The 21,379-nt window shown below is 47.1% G+C and carries 17 protein-coding genes; 4 read left to right on the top strand and 13 right to left on the bottom strand.

Translation table 11 applies throughout. The features are described 5' to 3' along the window. Positions 1 to 1,111: 1,111 nt before the first annotated feature. From KQI91_RS09530 to KQI91_RS09515, 4 genes are all read right to left on the bottom strand, one after another. Positions 1,112 to 3,217: a BglG family transcription antiterminator gene (locus tag KQI91_RS09530; RefSeq protein WP_216392544.1), complete on the bottom strand. Its 2,106-nt coding sequence runs from the start codon at positions 3,215 to 3,217 to the stop codon at positions 1,112 to 1,114. Next, on the bottom strand, positions 3,217 to 4,725 hold the full coding sequence (locus tag KQI91_RS09525) for a hypothetical protein (protein ID WP_253288501.1): 1,509 nt from the start codon (positions 4,723 to 4,725) through the stop codon (positions 3,217 to 3,219). The genes KQI91_RS09530 and KQI91_RS09525 overlap by 1 nt, the downstream gene beginning before the upstream one ends. A gap of 171 nt (positions 4,726 to 4,896) precedes the next feature. After that, entirely contained in the window at positions 4,897 to 6,297 is a 1,401-nt protein-coding gene (locus tag KQI91_RS09520) for a PTS mannitol transporter subunit IICB (RefSeq protein WP_216392543.1), read from the bottom strand. A 232-nt stretch (positions 6,298 to 6,529) separates the two neighbouring features. After that, positions 6,530 to 7,081 (bottom strand): hypothetical protein, encoded by a 552-nt coding sequence (locus KQI91_RS09515; protein WP_330654519.1) that lies wholly within the window; start codon positions 7,079 to 7,081, stop codon positions 6,530 to 6,532. Between the two features lie 177 nt (positions 7,082 to 7,258). Between KQI91_RS09515 and cobI the strand changes: the two genes are divergently transcribed. The 3 genes from cobI to KQI91_RS09500 are packed head-to-tail and all read left to right on the top strand — an operon-like array spanning position 7,259 to position 9,538. Continuing rightward, on the top strand, positions 7,259 to 7,945 hold the full coding sequence (gene cobI, locus KQI91_RS09510) for a precorrin-2 C(20)-methyltransferase (protein ID WP_216392542.1): 687 nt from the start codon (positions 7,259 to 7,261) through the stop codon (positions 7,943 to 7,945). Between the two features lie 2 nt (positions 7,946 to 7,947). Beyond that, entirely contained in the window at positions 7,948 to 8,793 is an 846-nt protein-coding gene (locus KQI91_RS09505; RefSeq protein WP_216392541.1) for an ABC transporter ATP-binding protein, read from the top strand. 13 nt (positions 8,794 to 8,806) lie between these two features. Continuing rightward, positions 8,807 to 9,538 carry an ABC transporter permease gene (locus KQI91_RS09500; RefSeq protein ID WP_216392540.1) on the top strand — a complete coding sequence of 244 codons (732 nt, stop codon included), beginning with the start codon at positions 8,807 to 8,809 and terminating at the stop codon, positions 9,536 to 9,538. Positions 9,539 to 9,589: 51 nt separating this feature from the next. On the opposite strand, the gene KQI91_RS09495 is transcribed toward KQI91_RS09500, so the two are convergent. Then, positions 9,590 to 10,459 (bottom strand): pyridoxamine kinase, encoded by an 870-nt coding sequence (locus tag KQI91_RS09495; protein ID WP_216392539.1) that lies wholly within the window; start codon positions 10,457 to 10,459, stop codon positions 9,590 to 9,592. A gap of 104 nt (positions 10,460 to 10,563) precedes the next feature. Between KQI91_RS09495 and pdxR the strand changes: the two genes are divergently transcribed. Then, positions 10,564 to 11,874 (top strand): MocR-like pyridoxine biosynthesis transcription factor PdxR, encoded by a 1,311-nt coding sequence (gene pdxR, locus KQI91_RS09490; RefSeq protein WP_216392538.1) that lies wholly within the window; start codon positions 10,564 to 10,566, stop codon positions 11,872 to 11,874. Between the two features lie 49 nt (positions 11,875 to 11,923). Here pdxR and KQI91_RS09485 read toward each other — a convergent pair whose 3' ends face one another. From KQI91_RS09485 to KQI91_RS09450, 8 genes are read right to left on the bottom strand one after another with little or no spacing between them, the layout of a single operon-like run. Then, positions 11,924 to 12,565: a precorrin-8X methylmutase gene (locus tag KQI91_RS09485; protein WP_216392537.1), complete on the bottom strand. Its 642-nt coding sequence runs from the start codon at positions 12,563 to 12,565 to the stop codon at positions 11,924 to 11,926. Next, positions 12,565 to 14,094, bottom strand: coding sequence for a cobyric acid synthase (locus KQI91_RS09480; protein WP_216392536.1), 1,530 nt, complete (start codon positions 14,092 to 14,094; stop codon positions 12,565 to 12,567). Before KQI91_RS09480 ends, KQI91_RS09485 begins: the two co-directional genes overlap by 1 nt. Before the next feature lie 21 nt (positions 14,095 to 14,115). Continuing rightward, the gene (cobD, locus tag KQI91_RS09475) at positions 14,116 to 15,204 is read right to left on the bottom strand and encodes a threonine-phosphate decarboxylase CobD (RefSeq protein ID WP_216392535.1); all 1,089 of its coding nucleotides are present in this window, start codon (positions 15,202 to 15,204) and stop codon (positions 14,116 to 14,118) included. A 57-nt stretch (positions 15,205 to 15,261) separates the two neighbouring features. Continuing rightward, the gene (gene cbiB / locus KQI91_RS09470; RefSeq protein ID WP_442860606.1) at positions 15,262 to 16,218 is read right to left on the bottom strand and encodes an adenosylcobinamide-phosphate synthase CbiB; all 957 of its coding nucleotides are present in this window, start codon (positions 16,216 to 16,218) and stop codon (positions 15,262 to 15,264) included. Positions 16,219 to 16,232: 14 nt separating this feature from the next. Beyond that, complete coding sequence (locus KQI91_RS09465; RefSeq protein ID WP_216392533.1) at positions 16,233 to 17,606, bottom strand: cobyrinate a,c-diamide synthase; 1,374 nt, start codon at positions 17,604 to 17,606, stop codon at positions 16,233 to 16,235. After that, positions 17,603 to 19,597, bottom strand: a complete 1,995-nt coding sequence (gene cobK / locus KQI91_RS09460; RefSeq protein WP_216392532.1) for a precorrin-6A reductase — start codon at positions 19,595 to 19,597, stop codon at positions 17,603 to 17,605. The genes KQI91_RS09465 and cobK overlap by 4 nt, the downstream gene beginning before the upstream one ends. After that, positions 19,590 to 20,321 carry a precorrin-3B C(17)-methyltransferase gene (gene cobJ / locus KQI91_RS09455; RefSeq protein ID WP_216392531.1) on the bottom strand — a complete coding sequence of 244 codons (732 nt, stop codon included), beginning with the start codon at positions 20,319 to 20,321 and terminating at the stop codon, positions 19,590 to 19,592. The genes cobK and cobJ overlap by 8 nt, the downstream gene beginning before the upstream one ends. Further along, positions 20,314 to 21,378, bottom strand: a complete 1,065-nt coding sequence (locus tag KQI91_RS09450) for a cobalt-precorrin 5A hydrolase (RefSeq protein WP_253288484.1) — start codon at positions 21,376 to 21,378, stop codon at positions 20,314 to 20,316. The genes cobJ and KQI91_RS09450 overlap by 8 nt, the downstream gene beginning before the upstream one ends. Between the last annotated feature and the right edge of the window lies 1 nt (position 21,379).

Here is a 21,379-nt window from a genome sequence, read left to right as displayed (position 1 = left end):
AGCCATTTGTGAATCCTCCTTGGTAATTTTGTTTGTGGTGAACTTATTATACCTAAAGGGAGAGCATTTGGCTCTATTTATTTTTAATATTCAATTTACACCATTATACGGGCATAACCGATTATCTTAACTTTTGGACATCGGATTTAGTATGTAGCATATTTTCCGATGCAAAAAGTTATTATAAGGGGAAGGCCGTCGGGAAACAAAATCTATTTTTCGACAGCCCCATTTTATGTTATCCCAAGTACCAATATGGTAGGTGAAATTGGTTTAATTTTGCAAAGTATTTTTTATAGCGTTATAATCCCATTAAAAATTATCGTCTTTGCGATACACCATTGCAACATCATTCTACTTTAAACCTATCGAATCCGATAGGTTTAAAATTCGGATTATGAATTTGTGATTTTAATTTTTGTATAAACCATCTCCTTACGCGGCACCAATCCAACCGTATCTTTGAACTGCCATATCAACAAAGTGATTCATTAGCAGAGATACCTTGGAATCAAGGACCGACTTAACCGATGCTCTGCACAGAACCTTTCATTTTCGAACAGACTACGAATTTATCACAAAATCGTCTATGAGAACTATCATTAAAGAAACAAAACAGATAAAACCCAAAATATAGTACATATCGTTACAAAGAGGAAAATGCCCAGAATGCCTATATTTACAGGCTTTCCGGACACTTTTTTATCTTCCAACTGTCAAAGATGGGATTATAACAAATAAACATGAATTTTTCTAGCACTCATCCCCCGGTCTATAATGACTTGGAGGATTTTTTCCTTTTCTTTGAAAATTCTACTTACTCAATTACTTATGAAATTCGGGGGATTTTTAATGGATTATCGCTTATTGATAAAAAAACGTCCTTTTATGCAACTTACCGTGGCTACTAGGATCCTGCATCGGAAAAATATACTGTCTGGTAAATCCGATGCAAAAAATCCAAAATGATTGGTAGCTTCGGCATCGATAACAGGTCATGCTTATAAATCGATGCCGACGACTTAATATAATAGCCATATCAGACATCGGAAAACAGATCAGTCGTCCAACCCGATGCCTGCTGGTCATTAAAAGAATCTTGGACTGCCGTTTATGACAGTCCTGAAAGGTATTTTCTGAAATATTGTTTTAGATGTCTGGACAGCAGCGTGCGGATCTGCTCCTTGTCTCCCTGCTCTGTAACTTCCATAAATTCCGGTTCTTCGATGAGCATGCCGCTGATGTGCCCCATGATGTCATTGTTGATCTTTACCAGTTCATCGTCCGGTACCAGCATGACAAAAGCCACCGTGATCTGTTTGAAATAAGGATCCTCAAATGCCACATTTCCTTCTGGCATGCATACGGCAAATACCGGGCGCGTCACGCCTTTTGTCCTGGTATGCAGAAGCGCAAAGCCAAACTCCGCAAAGATCTGTGAAGACACCTGTTCTCTCCGCATCAGATCCTCCTGGATGATCTGGCTCCGGTCAGAATACGGCGAAAGTCTCTCACCGATCTGATGCAGAAGTTCTTCAAACGTGGTGTCCACATCTACATGAAAAAGCTCCATGTCCTTGATGACAATGTTGATCTGTGCCGCCATCTGGTTGATCTGGTCAAGCTGCACGGAAAACAGGTCTTCCTGTTTATGTTTTGCCGGCATCCGCTGATACTGGTAGATCATCTTGCGGATCTGGTCGATATCCTCCTCGTTCAGAAGCGGATTGACATGGATCACCGGGATTTCCGCTTTTTCAATCGGAAGACTGGATACGAAAAAGTCCGTTTTGCCCTGTACATAAGAAGTAATGTCGTTTTTGCCATAAGCAGTAAGGTTGACCCGGTCGCCAAACAGCTTATTGAGCTTCGACAGCATCAGACGGGAGATCCCGATCCCGCTCGAGCAGACGATTCCCACATCCACCTGCCGGATTTCTTCTTTGCGTCCTTCCTGACGCACCATCGCTGCGCCAAAATGCACGGTCAGAAATCCCGTCTCCTCCTCTGGGACCGACTTCCCGGTAAAACGTTCCAGCACTTTGGAAACGTTCAGACATTTCTGATAAATATCTGCATAATTCTGTCTGATATCATCCAGCACCGGGTTCTGGATCTGCATACCGTGATCCAGGCGGATCAGAGTCGGACGTAAGTGTGCGAGAAGACCCTGGATAAATTCCTCATCCTGCTTCAGAAGATATGCACTCTCCGGGTCAAAAGCGTCCACCATCTCATTGAGAAGCCCCCGGAGTTCCCGGTTCTCGATCGCATTGATCTTCTGTCCGTCCCACTGGATTTTCTCATGCTTTGCCCCCTTGATGTGCAGGCAGATATAGGAAACTTCCACTGCCGGGATCTCGATCTCAAACTCTTCTTCCAGTTCTTCCACGATCTGCTCTGCAAGGTGATAATCTGCATCCTCCACAAGTCCCTGCTGCCAGGATGCATCCGTGTCGATCACCTCATCCTTGAGAATCCGGTTGATCGCGATCGCAATGTGGATCACCAGACCGACATAAGAGCTCTCTGTCAGAGTCATCACACGGGTATTGTCCATCCCGGACAGACAGGCGATCACTCGCTTCACGATATCATCGTTTAAAATCTTACCGATATCTCCATACTGCAGCGATGCGTATCCCTCTGCATCACTCTCTGTGGCCTCATAGGCTTCCCGCAGCATATGGGTATCGATATTTTCGTTGATAAAAGCACGGATTGCACGGCGATATGCTTCCTCGCTTCCGGAAATGGAAATCCCGCTCCCCGGCTTGCGCGTGATCCGAAGCCCGTATCTGTTCAGCCAGTCCTCGATCACTTCCAGGTCTGCACTGATCGTCGCCTCACTCACCTGGAAGCGGCTGCTGTAATAAAACAGTTTGCGGAGCTCTTTTTCTTTGAGGATCTCAAGCGTCAGACGCTTCCGGCGCTCTTCACGGTTACTGACATCAAGACGATCATCCATGGACAGATCCTGCCGCAGCTCCTGTTTTTTGTCCTCGCTGCCTTCAAGCCAGACTCCGACTCCTGTTTTGGAATTCAATATAATTTCATATCCTTTAAGGATTGCATTGACAGAATCCATTTCCCTCTGTATCGTGCGCTTGCTTAAATTCATCTGCTCTGCAAGTGCTTTCACAGAGATCGGTGCATTCTGTTCCAGCAGGATCTGAAGGATCTGGCTGACACGAGGCGAAATATTATTTAGTTTCATTATCCTCTCCCGTTCTGTGCATCCTGGATGCACTGAATCAGTTTTATGTATTCTTCTCTGTCGGTAAATCCGGCGATCACATGACAGGCTTTCTCATGCAGCTGTGGATTCAGCGCATAAAATTCTTTCTGGCAGACGATCAGATCAATGTCCTCTTCGATCAGATCTGCGGCATAAACTTCCACCTGGATTCCGCTGATCCCGGCTGTTTTGAGTGCACGGCGGAACAGGGCCGCGCCCATTGCGCTGGAGCCCATTCCTCCGTCACAGACGAAGCCTATTTTATGTAAGTTCTGATAAATATTTTCTGGCATGGGTTTCTCCTCCTGTTCTGATGCAGTTTCCGGACAGGATATTTCTTCATTCTCTGTCTCAGGTTCTTCCTGTTTCTCACGCTCCGGTGTTTCCGGCTGCAATACTTCTGGCTCCATTGTTTTCAGCTGCACCACATTCTGTGCATCATCTGTTTTCACAACTTCCGGCTGCAGCTCTTCTTTCTTCTCACCTCTCCAGCACAGATACAGATAGCTTCCAACACCGGACACAGCCGTAGAAACAAGGATTCCTCCAAGCACCGGCAGCATACTGCTTCTTCCCGCCATAATCAGAATGGTCAGAACACTTCCCGGCGAGATCACGCCCGCTGTCTCACAGTGAAAAACGGAAAACCAGATACTTCCCGCAACACCACCCACGATCAATGGAAACAGAAGTCCCAGATCTGCAAGTACAAAGGGAAAATAAACTTCATGGATCCCTCCGATCGCCTGTGTAAACGCAGCTGTCGCCAGTTCCTGACGGCGTTTGACATTTTTTCTTTTGTATAAAAGCAGTCCAAGCAGCATCCCAAGTCCCGGTCCCGGGTTCGTCTCAAGCAGAAAAAGGATGGAACCTCCCGTCTGCTCTGCCTGACTCATCCCCAGCGGAACAAGGATCCCATGGTTCATGATATTGTTCAGGAAAAAGACCTTCGCCGGCTCGATCAGGACATTCAGGACTGCGATATAGCCATGCTCCAGGATCCAGCCGATACAGCTGCCGGCTGCTACTGCAAAGACGGTCACTGCTTCTGCCAGAAGATAATATTCCCCGACCGCAAGAACCGCTCCGGTAAGCCCCAGGAGCAGATTGCGGAACAGCATCTTGGTCTCTGCAAAACAGTCCCGTTCCAGAAATTCCCGCTCTTTTTTCCAGAGATATCCTCCGAGCGGTGCCGAAATCATTGCCCCGAAGATTCCTGCCTCCGGATCCCGCAGAAGGATCCCACAGAGTGCCATAACTGCCGCCAGTCCTCCAAAAGAGTCACTGAGAAGATTTCCGCCTTCATAGGCGATCATACATGGCAGGACATAGCGATAGGCGACCTGCGAGATCGCATAGATGTCTTCATTCGGAAACCATCCCTTTGTCTGGAATACCACAGACAAAAGACCGATAAAGACAAAAATACCGATATTTTTCATGATGATCCTTGAATAAAATTTTCCTGTTCTCTGTATCACATTCATAACGTTCCCCCCGCGCCAGACAGACTCCCCGCCGCCTGTCTGCTACCCGTTTTTGTTCTGTAAATAATTTTATCATACAACAATCCCACCCGTCAATTCGCTCCGGTTAAGGTGCATAACCAACGTGTGGGATCATTGCGGTTATATTAAAATTTTAAGAGGGCATCTGAATTATAAATTTCTCTTTTTCAGATCTTCTACCAGTGTTGCATATTCCGGTGCGGCAAGGAAGTTGGTGATCAGGATGCGCTCTGCATTCGGATTGCTGTGTGCGGCGCGCTCTCCCAGTTCCTCATGTGTGACAACGATCTGTACATCTGCCGGGATGCTGGATACCGGTGTGTGGATGACTTCGATTCCCTCAAGGCCTGCTGCTGCAAGTTTTTTCTTGAGGACCGTTGCGCCCATTGCGCTGGAGCCCATTCCTGCATCACATGCAAAAGCGATCTTTGTTACTTTTCCTGTGTGTGCTGCCGGTGCTGTCGTAGCTGCTGTTTCTGCTGCGATTCCTTTTGCCTGTTTTTTCATGGCATCTTTCTGACGCTGTGCATCTTCCAGAGATGTATCTTTGCCCATGAATTTGAGGATCGGCACGGAGATTGCAAAGGAGACAAGTGCCGCCACTGCAACGCCGACGATCAGTCCAAGATAGCTGTGTTTTTCCGCCATCATCATGATCGCGATGATACTTCCCGGTGAAGCCGGAGCGGTAAGACCTACGTTAAATAAGTTGAAGCAGAAGATTCCACTTGCGCCGCCTGCGATGACAGAGATCAGAAGCAGCGGGTTCATAAGAATGTACGGGAAATAGATTTCATGGATTCCGCCGAGGAAGTGGATGATCACTGCTCCAGGTGCAGAACTCTTTGCATTTCCTTTGCCTGCGATACAGTAAGCAAGCAGGATTCCAAGTCCCGGTCCCGGGTTTGCCTCAAGCAGGAAGAAAATGGATTTTCCTGTTTCCTCTACCTGCTGGATTCCCATTGGGGATAAGATTCCGTGGTTGATCGCGTTGTTTAAGAATAATACTTTTGCAGGTTCGATAAAGATGCTTGCCAGCGGAAGAAGTCCGTGTGAAACAAAGACATCTACACCGGCTCTCATAACAGAATTCAGTCCCGCCACAAGTGGAGCAATTCCATACATGGCAAGACATGCAAGGATCGCACCGATGATACCAAGTGAAAAGTTATTTACCAGCATTTCAAATCCGGCTTTGATGTGACCTTCAACTGCTTTGTCAAATTTCTTGATGACCCATGCAGCCAGCGGTCCGACGATCATGGCACCTATGAACATCGGGATGTCAGAACCAACGATCACACCCATGGTCGCGATTGCACCGATCACGCCGCCGCGCTGTCCTGCTACGGCAGAACCGCCAGTATATGCGATCAGAAGCGGCAGCAGTACGGTTGACATCGGAGTTACAAACTGTGCGAGTTTCTCATTCGGACACCATCCTGTCTCGATAAAAAGCGCTGTGATGAGTCCCCATGCGATGAATGCGCCGATGTTCGGCATGACCATTCCGCTCAAAAACCTTCCAAATACCTGAACTTTTTCTTTCATTGTGTTTACACCTCATCTTGATTTTTTTGTGAGCAGATTCCCTTCTCTCTGCTTGTCGGTTTCATTTTTTTACTTTTTTTCTGAGGTGTAACCGGCCAGTTACTCTCTTCTTGATGAGTTCATTATAGCGGAAAAACACTGTATTTTTCAAGAAATAGAAAAAGAGATTTGGCACCATCCCTTAGTGCCAAATCTCTTTAATATAAATTACTAATGTCTTCAATAAATGTCCCTAACATCTGTTGCGTTTGTTGACAAAATAATTCAGGATCCCGCCGCCAACGATGATCACCATTGCAACCCCAACGACTCTCTTGGCTGCCTCCTGCGGGAGCTGGCTCTTGGAGCCGATGGAATCTGAATAAAAAGTCAGCGTATATTCGATCTCGTGAGGTGCTCCCATTGCCGTGGTGTCTGCGATCACCGGCATTGCCTCATCAAGTGTGAGGATCGGGATTTCAAATACAGAGTTCATGCCTTCCTCATTGGTCGGAAGATATTTTTCTCCGTCCACGATCATGTAGTCATAGTTGGAACTGCTCCACTGGATCTGTGCGTATCCGGTTCCGTCCTTCACGGTAAAAAGTGTCGGAGAAGTCACGCTCGCCTTGCCGCTTCCGCCCTCCAGATCTACCTGGATGGAATATTCTCCGTCTTCTTTGTCGAATTCCACTGCCTGTGTTTCTGCCGTATCTGCTGCCGCCATACAGACAAATGGTGCAGTACAGGAAGATAACAGTGCTGTCAGAGAACAGGCTGTTAGAAATTTCTTATATTTATGCATCGTACTTCAAACTCCGTTTCATCTCTTTGTTACTGTTCACTCCGTTCACAGTAACTTTCTTTTCTGAAAAATACTATATCACAGCAAATCACACATTGCAAACCATATAAGGTTTTAGTATAATAAAAAGAATGTGAGTAATTATATCATTTTTAAATATCAGGAGGTTTTTTACCAATGAAAGGAACATTATATGGCGTAGGAGTCGGTCCTGGGGATCCGGAATTAATGACATTGAAGGCAGTCCGCATGATCCGCGAAAATGAGATCATCGCCGTACCGGGTGCTGATGTCAAAGAAACCGTTGCCTACAAGATCGCAGTCCAGGCAGTGCCGGAATTAGCCGACAAAGAACTTCTTCCGATCTATATGCCGATGACACATGACGCAAAAGAGCTCGAAGAAAACCACGCAAAGGGAGCCAAAACTCTGGAAGCCTGTCTTGACCAGGGCAAAAACGTTGTCTTCCTGACACTTGGAGATCCTTGTGTATATTCTACTTTTTCCTATCTGCAGCACCGTGTGGAGGCAGACGGATATCACACAGAGCTGGTAAGCGGAATCACTTCTTTCTGCGCTGCTGCTGCCCGCCTGAACATTTCTCTTTCCGAGTGGAATGAGCAGCTTCATATCGTGCCGGCTGTTCACCGCCTGGACAGCGACCTCAGCGAATCCGGCAACTATGTACTGATGAAATCCGGCAAAAAGATGAATCAGGTCAAAGAAATCCTCGCAAAGAGCGATCGTGATGTCCTGATGGTCGAAAACTGCGGTATGCCGGAGGAACATATTTACAGAAGTGTTGAGGAGATTCCGGATGATGCAGGATATTATTCCCTGATCATCGCAAAGGAGAAAAAATAAAAATGATCGAAACCAGAAATCTGACCAAGACATTTGATAATTTCACAGCCGTGGATTCCCTGGATCTCAAGATTGAAACGGGAGAGTTTTTCGGTCTTCTTGGTCCGAACGGTGCGGGAAAAACAACGACGATCAGTCTTCTGTCCACCCTGCTCCTTCCCTCAAAGGGAGAGATCCTGATCGATGGTCAGACACTGAAACGAAACCGCCCGGACCTAAAACGCAAGATCAGCGTGATCACCCAGGAATATTCCATGCGCCAGGATATGACCATGGACGAGATCATGGAATATCAGGGCAGGCTTTATTTCATGCCTCGCAAGGAGATCAAACGGCGTACCGAGGAGCTTCTGGAGTTCTGTGACCTGATCAAGTTCCGCAGACGTACCGTCCGCAAACTTTCCGGCGGTATGAAGCGTAAACTGATGGTCTGCCGTGCCCTTCTTACAGATCCGGAGATTCTTCTTCTGGATGAGCCGACCGCCGGAATGGATGCGCTTTCCAGACGACAGATGTGGAACCTTCTCCGCAAGCTGAACGGCAAAAACCTGACGATCCTTCTGACCACACACTATATGGAAGAAGCCCAGAACCTCTGCAACCGCGTCGCCCTGATGGATCACGGTAAACTTGAGGAAGTCAGCACACCTTCTGCACTGATCGAGAGTCTTGGAGCCTACACGATCGATGAGCCCGGACCGGATGGAAATACCGTCAGCCGCTATTTCCACAGCCGTCAGGAAGCCATTGATTATCTGTCCGGCATTCCGGGACAGGCTTCTCTTCGTGAGACCACACTGGAAGATGTTTTTGTGGAACGTGCCGGCCGTCATCTGATGCCGTCATAAAGGGAGGTCAATTATGGGAATTATAACGATTTTATGGGAAAAATGGGTAGAATTCCGCAGAGATTTCTACAAGATCACCCTGGCTGCCATGATCGCGCCTCTGATGTATCTTGTCGTATTTGGAATGGGGATCCAGACAACGTCCCACGGACAGCCTTATCTGAATTTCCTGATCCCCGGTGTCGTATCTCTGACGACTATGAACGGAAGTTTCAATGCGATCGCCCAGAACCTGAACGTACAGAGACTGTACGAAAAAGCATTCGACCAGGTCATGATCTCACCGACTCCTCTGTGGCAGTTTATCGCCGGCCAGATCATCGGAGGAAGTCTCCGCGGATTTTATGCCGGAGGTGTGATCCTGATCCTGACTCTGCCGATCGACACAGGACTGATCTTCAATGGATGGTCCTTCCTGGTGATGTTCTTAAACGGAGCAGTCTTTTCTGCGATCGGAGTGGTTGTTTCTTTCCTTGCCAAAAACCACGCCGATGTACCGCGTTTTTCCAACTACATCATCATGCCGATGGCTTATCTCTGCAACACCTTCTTCTCCACTGAGAAGCTTCCTGGCTTTATCGGAAAGTTTGTAGCTGCGCTTCCGCTTTCCCAGACAAGCCATATGATCCGAAGCATTTCTGCCGGTGACGGCTTTGCATTTTCGGGAATTGTGATCCTGCTTGTTTACCTTCTGGTGTTTACAGGAATCGCCTCCTGGTTTATCTATAAGAAAAAAAATCTTTGAGCAAAAAATGCCCGCCAGATCGACTGCGACCACCGGCGGGCATTTTTTCTGTTATTTTGTATCTGCAAGTTCGTAGAGATAGGTCTCAAAACAGATCCCCTCATTGCGGTCTGTTCCTTCTTCTACAGCGTCATGGATGCCTTTTGCAAGGAAATCCACCGCCTTCTGTACAGAAGCTGCGGTATCGGTACCCTTAACCATCCCTGCGCTTAAGATTGAGGCAAACAGATCTCCCGTACCGGAATAGCTGCCGCCCTCTTTCTTCGTTGTCACCCAGATCTGTTCTGCTTCTTTGCAGATGAGATTGCTGATGTATTTCGTACCATCTTCTGCTTCATGGCTGATACCTGTGATCACGGCTTCCACATCAAAGTTCTCTGTAAGCAGACTGCCGATCGTCTGGACATATTCCAGAAGTTCCTCTCCGGAAAAGCCGGAAATCTTCTGCCATTCTGCGTGCATTTTTTCTCTTCCATAAAGAAGAAGTAACGCTTCTGTGATGTTCGGAGTGATCACTGCTGCCTCTCTGACAAGCATTCTCATCTTTTCGCACAGTTCTTCTGTATAGATCGGGTATTCCTCCCCGTCATCACCCATGACCGGGTCAACGAGGACTTTTGTTTCTTTTTTCTTAAATCTCTGTATAAAATCCACCGCCTTGTCTGCCTGTGCAGCATCGGCCAGGAATCCTGTATAAATGCCATCCGGGTGAAAATCCATCTTCTGCCATTCATCCATCAGGATATCCATGCGGTCTGTATAATCATCACAATAATAAGATGGAAAACCGGTCTGTGCACTCAAAATAGCAGTAGGAAGCGGACATGCCTGCACCCCCATCACCGAGATCACCGGTATCGCTGCTGTCAGGGAACATTTTCCCATCCCGGACAGGTCATTGAGAACTGCAATTTTCTTCAAAGTATTGTCTCCTTGTCTTGCTTTTTGTCATATTCTGATTTAGAATAGCACCTAAGTGTATTTATAAAAATAACCACTTTCATTCATTTTTGAGGGGACAGTTTATGAGTCTAGCATTCCATTCCACCAAAGAAAGCCTGTATCTCCAGGTATACGACCATTACAAAAATCTGATCATGGAGCATCGGATCCCTGCCGGAAGCCGTATGCCTTCCCTGCGTAAATGCGCCACAGAGCTGAAACTCAGCCGCACCACGATTGAAAATGCCTACCTTCAGCTTGCCGCGGACGGCTACATCGTCGCCCGTGCACAGAGCGGTTACTACGTGACCAGTATCGCCGACCAGAAACCGGTGTCCACCGCTTCCTGGCATGCAGATCTTCCGCCGGTGCAGTATGATTTTGCCTCCAACGGAGTCGACCGGGAAAGCTTTCGCTTCGATCTGTGGCAGCGTTATATCAAAAGTGCTCTGCGCCAGAGTGACCGTCTTCTCTCTTACGGTGAACCGCAGGGAGAGGCAGATCTCCGTCAGGTGCTCGCTGACTATATCCGACAGCGCAGGAATGTCAACTGTTCTGCCGATGATATCGTGATCGGAGCCGGTGTGCAGAGCCTTCTGAACCTTCTCTGTCCTCTGATCCGGGACAGAAAGTCAGTTTCTTTCCCAAATGCTTCTTTTGTACAGGGAAGCACGATCTTTGCAGGTTATGGTTTTGACGTACGGTACCGTAACAAGGACTGTGATGTCATCTACGTTTCTCCTGCCCATATGACCAAATGGGGTGAGATCATGCCGGTCAGCCGCCGTATGGAACTGGTACATTACGCAACTCAGAAGGGCAGCCTGATCATCGAGGATGACTTTGAGAATGAATTCGTCAATTTTCAACGGCCGACCCCGTCCCTTTTTAACCTTGCCGGCGGACATGGGGTTGTTTATATCGGGTCCTTTTCCCGTCTGCTGCTACCGTCGATCCGCTTAAGTTTCATGGTCCTGCCGCCGGATCTTTCCAGGAAATACGCCGCTGTCGCAGACCGCTACAGCCAGACTGCCTCCAAGGCTGAGCAGATCGCACTCTGCCAGTTTATCCGCGACGGTCACCTGACTTCACAGACCAAAAAACTAAAAAAACTCTACGCACAGAAACTCAAAAAACTGAAAAACGAAGCACGGAACACCTTTGGCAGTGACTGTACGATCCAAACAGGTGCCGCCGGAACAAGCCTCGCCCTTACGGTTCCCTACGCCCGCACCGGCCTGGAACTAAAAAAAGAAACCCGCATGAAGGGCTTCGATCTGCTGATCCTCGAGGAAGGCGCAGACACGATCACGCTCCTGCTTTCCTGTTCCTCGATCCCCACAGACGATTTTGCCCCGGCATGCCGGCTCCTGAAAGAACTTCTTAATAAATAAGGATTACCCGACACCTGTCCCGCTTTTTCTCCGGAACAGGTGTTTTTCTTTAATCTCTCCGATTGTCAATCATGTACAAAAGTGCATTGCAGATGCAGGCTGCAATATTGCTGCCGCCCTTGCGTCCTCTTGCAACGATGTACGGTGCTCCGGACTGCATGATCAGTTCCTTGGACTGCACCACATTGACAAATCCTACCGGAACACCGATGATCAATTCCGGATCCAGTTTGCCGTCCTCGATCAGTTCATAGAGACGTACCAGTGCCGTCGGTGCATTTCCAATCGCGAAGATCAGTTTCTTATCGAGAGTGGCAGCTTTGTCCATGCTCGCGGTCGCTCTTGTGGTTCCGTTTTCTTTCGCGATCTTTGCCACATCTTCATCGGACATGAAGCAGTAAACCTCACCGCCATAACGGGCAAGGGCACGTTTGTTGATGCCGGATTTTGCCATCTGTGTGTCTGTGACGATGCAGGCCCCGTTTTTGATCGCTTCCATTGTCTTCTCGATGACATCCGGTGAAAAACAAAGATTTCTGGCATAATCAAAATCTGCACTCGTATGGATGCAGCGTTTTACCACCAGTTCTGTTCCCGGGATCAGCGGGGTATCCCCGAGTTCTTCCGTGATGATCTCAAAGCTTCTCTTCTCGATCTCCATCGGTTTTACATTTTCAAGTTCTACCTTCATTAAATATTCTCCCTTTCCGGCTCGATTCCCTCGTCCAGTATCTCATAGATTTTTTTCATATCCAGATGTTTCCGCAGTTCTGCTGCCAGAATGTCATACTGTGTCTCTTTAAATGCCGCAAAATCCACGCCTTCCATCTCGGATACATCGATTCCCTTTTTGTCGCCAACCGCTTTTACGAGGCCGAGTGCAACTTCTTCTTTATCGAAGATTCCATGCACATAGGTGCCGCAGATATTGTGGTAGAACGTACCTTCTCTCTTCTCGTTTCCTGTCACGGTATCCTTCGTAAAGGTGCTGGCAGATGCGCCCTCTTTCCAGGTGCTCTCGCCCATATGGATCTCATATCCTGTAAATTCGACATCTTTAAGCGGTGCATAATCGCCTTCCAGAGAAAGGAAACGTCCGGTAACCTGTGTCCTTGTCTTTTTCTCCGCAAATACGGTATCCATCGGCAGAAGTCCCATTCCACGCATGGAGCCTCCTGCTTCCACACCGTGCGGATCACTTAAGGTCTCGCCCAGCATCTGATAGCCACCACAGACACCAAAGATCAGGGTACCGGAAGCTGCCGCCTTGAGGATCAGCGCCTCCATTCCGCTCTCACGGAGCCACTTGAGGTCATCCATCGTATTCTTTGTTCCCGGAAGGAAGATCACATCCGGATTCTTAAGGTCGGACGGATGCTGTACATAGCGAAGAGAAACTCCCGGTATGCTCTCCAGCGGGTTAAAATCTGTGAAATTGGAAATCCTCGGCACACGGATGACTGCCATATCGATCATTCCAACTTCCTGCGGACGGTCAAAACGCTCTGTCAGGCTGTCCTCGTCCTCCACCTGAATGTTGAGATACGGTGCGACACCGACAACCGGAATCCTGCATTTGCTCTCCAGCATCTCCACGCCGGGATCAAGGATCGTCTTGTCACCGCGGAATTTGTTGATGATCAGACCCTTTATCATCTTTCGCTCGTCTTCTTCCAGAAGCTCCACGGTCCCGTAAAGCTGCGCAAACACACCGCCGCGGTCGATATCTCCGACCAGAAGCACCGGCGCTTTGGCCATTTTCGCCATTCCCATGTTTACGATATCCTCTTTTTTGAGGTTGATCTCCGCCGGGCTTCCTGCACCTTCGATCACGATGATATCATTTTCTGCCGCAAGTGCATCAAATGCTTTCATGATGTCCGGGACAAGTTTTTTCTTATATTTAAAATAGTCTCTGGCACTCATAGTGCCAAGTACCTCACCATTTACGATGACCTGAGAACCTACATCATTGGTCGGTTTCAGAAGGATCGGATTCATAAGGACGGACGGTTCGATCCCGGCAGCCTCTGCCTGCATGACCTGCGCTCTTCCCATCTCCAGTCCTTCTTTTGTAATAAAGGAATTCAATGCCATATTCTGTGACTTAAACGGAGCCACACGGTATCCATCCTGTTTAAAGATACGGCAGAGTCCCGCTGCCAGAAGGCTTTTGCCCGCATTTGACATCGTTCCCTGCACCATGATCGCTTTTGCCATAGTTCTTTTCCTCTCTGCCCCTTACGCTTCTTCCTCTTCTTTCAATGCCTCTGCATGCGCAACGGCAACCGCAGTCGTCCCATCTCGCATTGCCCGAATCAATTCCTCATTTTCTTCATGTGTCCGGACCGCAACCCTGTAAAATCCCTTCTTCAATCCTGGATAATTACTGCAGTCCCGGATCAATACTCCCTGTTCTACGCATACATCAAACAGATTTTCCGGACCCCGGAAGAAAATATAATTTGCTGCCGATGGAAATACCTGCATTCCAAGACGTTGAAGTTCCTTTTTCAGAAATTTTGCTTCGCGGAAAATCAGCTGTCGTCCCTCTTCCACATAAGCATTTTCCTTCAATGCAGCAATTCCTGCTGCCTGTGCCATTACAGAAATATTCCATGGCTGAGTCACCTGAGTCATGGCATCCAACAACTCTTTGTTTTCTGTAATTCCATAACCAAGGCGAATTCCTGCCATCGCATAACGTTTTGTAAAGGCCTTCAGAAGAAACAGATTATGGTATCTGGAAAGCTGCGCCTTCAGCGAATATCTGCCCGGTTCTTCAATAAAATCCAGAAAACATTCGTCTACCACCAAAAGAATATCTAATTCCCGACACACTCTGAGAATGCGAAACAGAAATTCTCTTTCAACAGGAATCCCTGTAGGATTATTCGGATTGCACACAAAAACCATATCCAGATCCCGATGCAGCCAGTCAATAAAGCTCTCCTGCATGGTAAATCCATCTTCCTCTTTCAGAAGGACATGCTCTACCTCACATCCACAACTTTCCAGTGCCTGTTCGTATTCTGCAAAAGTCGGAACCGGTATCAGGGCTTTTTTAGGTTTTACTGCCTGACATAGCGAAAAAATCAATTCTGCCGCACCATTCCCACAAATAATATCTTCCGGCAGAACACCTTCATATTCTGCTATTGCCCTGCGAAGCGGCGCATATCCTACCTGCGGGTAATCTTTGATATGATCCAGACTGTCACGTACCGCCTGTTTGATGCTTTCCGGTGTTCCCAGTGGATTACAGTTTGCCGAAAAATCCAGACAGTTTCTGTAAGTATAAATATTTCCGCCATGTACGTGTTTCGCCATTCTATTTCTCCTTTTTGCCTGTCAGCCAGACATTTTTCATCGTTTTTTATTCTGCTATTATCGAATCAGAAGCCGGAACAGAATACAAAGAAGTACTCCCAGTACAGCTGTTGCATACAACAACCGGTTTGCATAACGAATATCTTCTGTTTCTACTTCACGAATCGGATCACCAATTGTTGGCTTTTCATATAATTTTCCAAAATAATATGCATTTCCAGCCAATTCTACATCAAGAGCCCCTGCCATAACAGCTTCTGTCTGTGCAGAATTCGGACTGGCATGATTTCTGCTGTCCCTTCTGTAAATACGTGCAGCATTTTTACTGTCCAGACCGATCACAAAAGCTCCTGCGATCATCAGAAGTCCGGAAATCCTGGATGGAAGATAATTCGCTGCATCGTCCAGTTTTGCCGCACATCTTCCAAAATAGAGATATTTGTCATTTTTGTAACCCAACATGGAGTCCATCGTATTGATTCCTTTATACAAAAACATCAATGGAACACCACCGACTGCCATATAGATCATCGGCGCGATCACTCCGTCCGATGCATTTTCTGCCACTGTTTCAACAGCCGCTTTTGTAACTCCGGTTTCTGTCAGTTCCTCCGTATCACGTCCAACGATCATTGACACCGCATGTCGTGCTTCCTGAATAGTCCCATGCTTCAGGCTGTCATAAACTTTCATACTTTCCTCTTTGAGTGATCTGGTAGCAAGAAGCTGATAACACCAGAATGTTTCCAGGATCATTCCCGCCCATGGTAAATAGCGATAAAGGAGATACAAAACCACTCCCGGAATGCACAATGAACAAATACATACCAGTATCACTTCCAGCAGCCCTCCTGCAAGTTCACCCTTTGCTGTCTTTGGAAAAATCTTGCGGATTCCCTTTTCCAGAACCGAAATCAGATTTCCAATCAGGCAGACCGGATGATACAGCCATCTCGGATCACCAAATATTAAATCTAACACAAACCCTGCTGCAAGGGCAATCGTATGGTATATATAAATCAACTCTGTCACTCTCCCCGTCTGCTTTGGTATTTCTGGCATTGTCTGAGAAATGCCTCCGGAACCGCCGGATTTCCATAATAGTAAAAATGCGGAAATCCTGCCAGCATCGTTTCCCCTGCATGAATACAGTCCCACGCCCGGCTGCTCTCCGGTTTTTCTGCCCGGAATGCTTCTCCGCAGTTTTCAGAATCAAAATAGTTAAATTCATGAGCCGGAATATCGCCCAGATGTTCCGTTCCCAACACACGCTGTTTCTGTTTTAGCGTTACATAACCAAAACGATTCAGCCGGGATGTGCGATATGCTCTGCCTGGAATCACACCCGCCATCTGATAAAAATTCCCATTCATATCTTCCATTTCTTCATGAAGATACATAAATCCACCGCACTCTGCCATACATGGCATGCCACCGAGAAGCTTTTCACGAATCATTTTTCGCATAGAATAATTTGCTTCCAGGGCTTTTCCATTCAGCTCCGGATAACCGCCATAAAAAAGCAGTCCGTCCAGATTTTCCGGAAGTTTCGCATCTCGAAGCGGTGAAAAATGAATGAGCTCTGCTCCCATTTTCTGCAGAAGACGAAAATTATCTTCATAAAAGAAACAGAATGCCTCATCATCTGCCACCCCGATACGAACCGGCCTGTTCAGATGAAATGTTTCCGAAGATGCCTGCACTGTAACTTCGGGAGCTTCTTTCGCCAGTTCCAGTATCCTGTCAATCTCCAACGTTTTTTCCAGAATTCCTGCAAGTTTCTGAAGACGCTCCTTTAATTCCGGAATTTCATCCGGCAGAACCAGTCCCAGATGTCTGCTCTCAATCACACAGTCCTCTACTTTTGGCACATAGCCAAGTGCCCGGATTCCCAGTTCTTTTTCCAGCAGTTCTTTCATCCGAGGATACAACATCGGGGACATCTGATTAAAAATCACTCCCTGAATATGGCTGTCCTTCCGGTATTCCATAAAACCTTTTATATATGCTGCCAGAGATACGCTCATTCCTTTACTGTTTACAATCAGGATTACCGGCGTATCCGTCGCACAGGCCAGATCATAGGCACTTGCTTTCGTTGTGACACCTGCAACTCCGTCATAGAATCCCATAACACCTTCCATAACTGCAATATCACAGTCTGCGGTATTTTCACAAAGAAGAAATCTCGTTGTCTCTCTGTCCGTAAAAAAAGTATCCAGATTTCTGGAGCGTGCTCCGATCACCCGACTATGGAACATTGGATCAATGTAATCCGGACCGCATTTAAAAGATGCTGTTTTGTGCCCACGATTTACCAGTGCCTGAAGAAGTCCGCAGGTAATCAGTGTTTTTCCACTGCCGCTGGCTCCTGCTGCCAGAAGAATTCTCGGGATCTTCATAAGCTGTTCTCCCTCTCATGTGCCTGTATGGTAATAATATAGATTGGATTTTCTCCCATCATCATATGATATCGGCCAATTTCTTTTGAACGTGCAGCCCCCAGCTGAACGACTTCTGTTTCCCATTCCAGATCCGGAAGTTTTTCTTTCAGCAGTTTTATCGATGCCAGAGCCTCCCCCACCGTTTCCAGTGTGATACAGTTTATCACGATCCGCACCAGAGGATTCTTTGCTATAAGAAGCTCTGTGATCTCCTTCATATTTCCCGAAGAGCCTCCAATAAATGCATGCGTTGGTATCGGCAGATCTTCCAGAGCCTCCGGTGCACTTCCAGCTACGATCGTCATATGATCCAGTGCAAATTTCTTTTTGTTTTCTTCCAGAAGAGCCAGTGCATCTTCTTTTTTTTCAATCGCAAAAACCCTTCCCCGCTGCACACGCAATGCCATTTCTACAGATACGGATCCTGTTCCTGCTCCAATGTCATAACATACAGAGTCTTCTGCGAGAATAAGTTTTGCAAGTGATACTACACGTACTTCTGCCTTTGTCATCGGTGCTTTTCCTCGGATAAATGCCGTATCCGGCAAACCATGAGTAGTCGGAACTGCAGCCGCTTCCGGATTCCATGCACAGATCACACTTAACGGATTTCCCACATATCCGACCAGTTCTTTTGCCGGTTTCATAAAAATCTTTTCATCATCATAAGACAGGTTTTCTCCCACATAGAGAAGCACCTCTCCCATTCCGTAATATGTCAGTTTTTCTGCAAGCTGTGCTGCACCGTCCGCTGTGCCAAGTATTGCAAAAACTTTTTTATTTGTACGGATCAAAGATACCAGATTACAGTTTCTTCCATGTGCACTGACGATCTTTGCATCGTCCCAGGAAAGTCCGATTCTTGACATAAAGTAAACCACAGAAGAAATCCCACAGATCACTTCAACATTTTCGTCAAGTGCATCCAAAAGCTGTCTGGCTCCACTGTAAAAACCGACATCTCCTGACAGAGCGATCACAATTCTGGAATATTCCGGATGTGCTCCGATATAATCTGCAATCACCTGACTTCTGTATTCGTACACAACGTCCTGCCCCGGAAGTGCCACCGCATCCGCCATCCTTCTGGCACCAATGACCAGATCTGCCTGTTCTACGGCTTTCTTCCCCTGCATCGTCAGTGTATCTTCGCTTCCCATTCCTATGCCAAGCAGAGTTATATGAGGTGCCGCTGTTATCTGAAAATGCCTTGCCAGTAACTGTTTACATTCTTTTACAGACAGTCCCTCTTCTTCCATCGGACGTCCGATGATCACCGGAATCACACCACATTCTGCAGCTGCCTCGATCTTTTCTTCAAAACCACCTGCTTTTCCGGAATCTTTCGTCACCAGATATCGACAGTCATATTGCCGGAGCATGGCTGCGTTCAGTTCCTTAGAAAAGGGTCCCTGCATAGCGATCAGATTTCTTCCCTCAAATCCATAAGAATGGCAGATATCGATCACAGACGGAAGAGACAACACCCGTGCAAAAATCCTGGTCTGATAATCCGGAACAGCCGTATATGCTGCCAGTTCCTTGCTTCCAGTCGTAAGAAGTACATTTCCGGTCATGTTCTGCAGATACTGTACAGCTGCTTTTGTATTTTCTACATAAACAGCATCCCGATGAGTTCCTTTTTCCCGCAAAACTCTCTGATAGGGAATTTGAGCCTGTTCTGCTGCACAGCGGAGATTAGCCGTCACCTCTGCTGCATACGGATGCGTGGCATCCAGAATCAATTCCGGTTTTTCTTCTGTAAAAAGCACATACATTGCATGCTCATCAAGGCGTTCTGCATGAATCCTGAGATATTCATTCTCTTTCAGCGCTCTGGATCCATACTCCGTTGCCACACATGTCAGTGTCCGTACTTTATTGGCAGACAGAAAACGACTGATCTCATATCCCTCTGTAGTACCGGCAAACACAATTGCTTTATACATTCCGGTATCCTCGCGGAGTCACCATCTTTCCTCCAATCTCTTTTGTCTGGGAATTGCCGATAAAGACGGTCGTAAACATATCGACTTTTGTATCACGAAGCTCCTTCAAAGTCATAACATGATACTCTTCTCCCTCTCTGCCGATGTTACATACCGTTCCGCAGACAGTTTCCGGAGATTTATACTGCATCATCAGATCACATGCCTTCTGTAAATAGTCATGACGTTTTTTGCTGGATGGATTATAAAGACAGATGACAAAATCTGCCTGAGATGCCCCAAGAAGTCTTGCCTCAATCTTTTCCCACGGAGTCAGCAGATCACTGAGACTGATCAGACAAAAATCATGGATCAGCGGTGCTCCAAGAACTGCCGCCCCACCAAGAGCTGCGGTCACGCCCGGAACGATTTCCAGTTCAACATCCGGATATTTTTCGCCTACTTCATACATCAGTCCTGCCATTCCGTATACACCGGCATCTCCGCTGCAGATCATGGAAACACTTTTGCCTTTCTTCGCTTCTTCAAAAGCAAGGACACATCGATCAACTTCTTTTTTCATCGGTGTAGTCAGAAATTTTTTGTCTGGAAATGTAGCTTTTACGAGATCCACATACACCGTATATCCAATGATCGTATCGCTGTTTTTTAATGCCTGCATGGCAATTCCGGTCATCTGGTCACAGCCTCCCGGTCCGATTCCTACTACATATAATTTATTCAAAATGTACCTCCCAGTTCCGGAGTGCAAGCGCTGTTGTCACGCCATTTCTCCCTGTCTTTTTTTTGATCAGTCTGCCCTGCTCCGCACCCAGGACTGCACTTCTCTCACAGACATTATTTACACCTGTGATAGTTTTTACAAATTCTGAAGGAGTAAACTCTCCTTCTGCATCTTTCAGTTCGTTTTCTTCAAATGTGACAAAAGGAATCTGCCATTTCTCTGCAAGCTCCACAAGTCCTGTTTCTTTCTTTTTGATGGAAATGCTGGTCAGTTTCTCGACTGCCTGTCTGTATATATCCGCATCTTCCAGACACGCAGAAGCCTCCTCTATGATCACATCTGCTTCTTTATTTTTGCGGCATCCCATTCCCAGTGTCACCACATCCGGGATTATCTGCACCGTAGAAGCAAACGGCCGGCAGGATGAATGGATGGTCACTGCCACACCGATTTCCGGCAGACAGTTTCCTTCCAATATACATTCCTGAAGTCCCTCCGGCAGCTTTCCCACATAGGGAAATTCGCTGTAGAACCCCACAGATTTACCTGCCAGTAAAGCCGCTGAGACTTCTTTGGCTGCTTTCATATTGAAGATTTCGCAATGATTCTTTTTGGCAAACACATCTACAGCAAACTGATCATGAAGATCGGTTGCCGTAGTCACTACCGGAACTGCTCCCAGAAGTTCCGCAGCTTCCAGAGCCAGTTCATTGGCACCACCCAGATGCCCGGACAAAAGCGAGATCACGAATTTTCCGCATTCATCAATCACCACTACCGCCGGATCTGATTTTTTGCTGGTTACATAAGGTGCAATGCTTCGTACTGCAATTCCGCATGCCCCCACAAAGATGATTCCATCATCCGCATCAAAATGACTGCCGGTCCATTCTCCTGTACTTTCCGTAATGGAATCTTCCAGATATCTGCTCTTTTTGAAAAGCAGCACATTGCTGCCGGCCTTCCGCAGCCCTTCCTCCAGCTTCACCGCTGTCGTATATCCGGTCAGGCTGAAACAGATGATGGAAATCTGCATGCTTTGTTCTTCCTGCTTCATC

The organism is Blautia sp. MSJ-19, from assembly GCF_018918125.1.
Lineage (GTDB): Bacteria > Bacillota > Clostridia > Lachnospirales > Lachnospiraceae > Blautia_A.
The sequence above is the reverse complement of the archived record's forward strand: the minus strand, read 5'-3'. Positions and strand labels throughout refer to the sequence as shown.

Bases quoted from the DNA above. Each gene is read 5' to 3' on its own strand.
- KQI91_RS09480 (WP_216392536.1), bottom strand. From the start codon at position 14,094: ATGGCAAAAGCGATCATGGTGCAGGGAACGATGTCAAATGCGGGCAAA.
- pdxR (WP_216392538.1), top strand. From the start codon at position 10,564: ATGAGTCTAGCATTCCATTCCACCAAAGAAAGCCTGTATCTCCAGGTA.
- KQI91_RS09485 (WP_216392537.1), bottom strand. From the start codon at position 12,565: ATGAAGGTAGAACTTGAAAATGTAAAACCGATGGAGATCGAGAAGAGA.
- cobK (WP_216392532.1), bottom strand. From the start codon at position 19,597: ATGTATAAAGCAATTGTGTTTGCCGGTACTACAGAGGGATATGAGATC.
- KQI91_RS09450 (WP_253288484.1), bottom strand. From the start codon at position 21,378: ATGAAGCAGGAAGAACAAAGCATGCAGATTTCCATCATCTGTTTCAGC.
- KQI91_RS09505 (WP_216392541.1), top strand. From the start codon at position 7,948: ATGATCGAAACCAGAAATCTGACCAAGACATTTGATAATTTCACAGCC.
- KQI91_RS09525 (WP_253288501.1), bottom strand. From the start codon at position 4,725: ATGAATGTGATACAGAGAACAGGAAAATTTTATTCAAGGATCATCATG.
- KQI91_RS09520 (WP_216392543.1), bottom strand. From the start codon at position 6,297: ATGAAAGAAAAAGTTCAGGTATTTGGAAGGTTTTTGAGCGGAATGGTC.
- cobD (WP_216392535.1), bottom strand. From the start codon at position 15,204: ATGGCGAAACACGTACATGGCGGAAATATTTATACTTACAGAAACTGT.
- KQI91_RS09515 (WP_330654519.1), bottom strand. From the start codon at position 7,081: ATGCATAAATATAAGAAATTTCTAACAGCCTGTTCTCTGACAGCACTG.
- cobI (WP_216392542.1), top strand. From the start codon at position 7,259: ATGAAAGGAACATTATATGGCGTAGGAGTCGGTCCTGGGGATCCGGAA.
- KQI91_RS09465 (WP_216392533.1), bottom strand. From the start codon at position 17,606: ATGAAGATCCCGAGAATTCTTCTGGCAGCAGGAGCCAGCGGCAGTGGA.
- KQI91_RS09530 (WP_216392544.1), bottom strand. From the start codon at position 3,217: ATGAAACTAAATAATATTTCGCCTCGTGTCAGCCAGATCCTTCAGATC.
- KQI91_RS09500 (WP_216392540.1), top strand. From the start codon at position 8,807: ATGGGAATTATAACGATTTTATGGGAAAAATGGGTAGAATTCCGCAGA.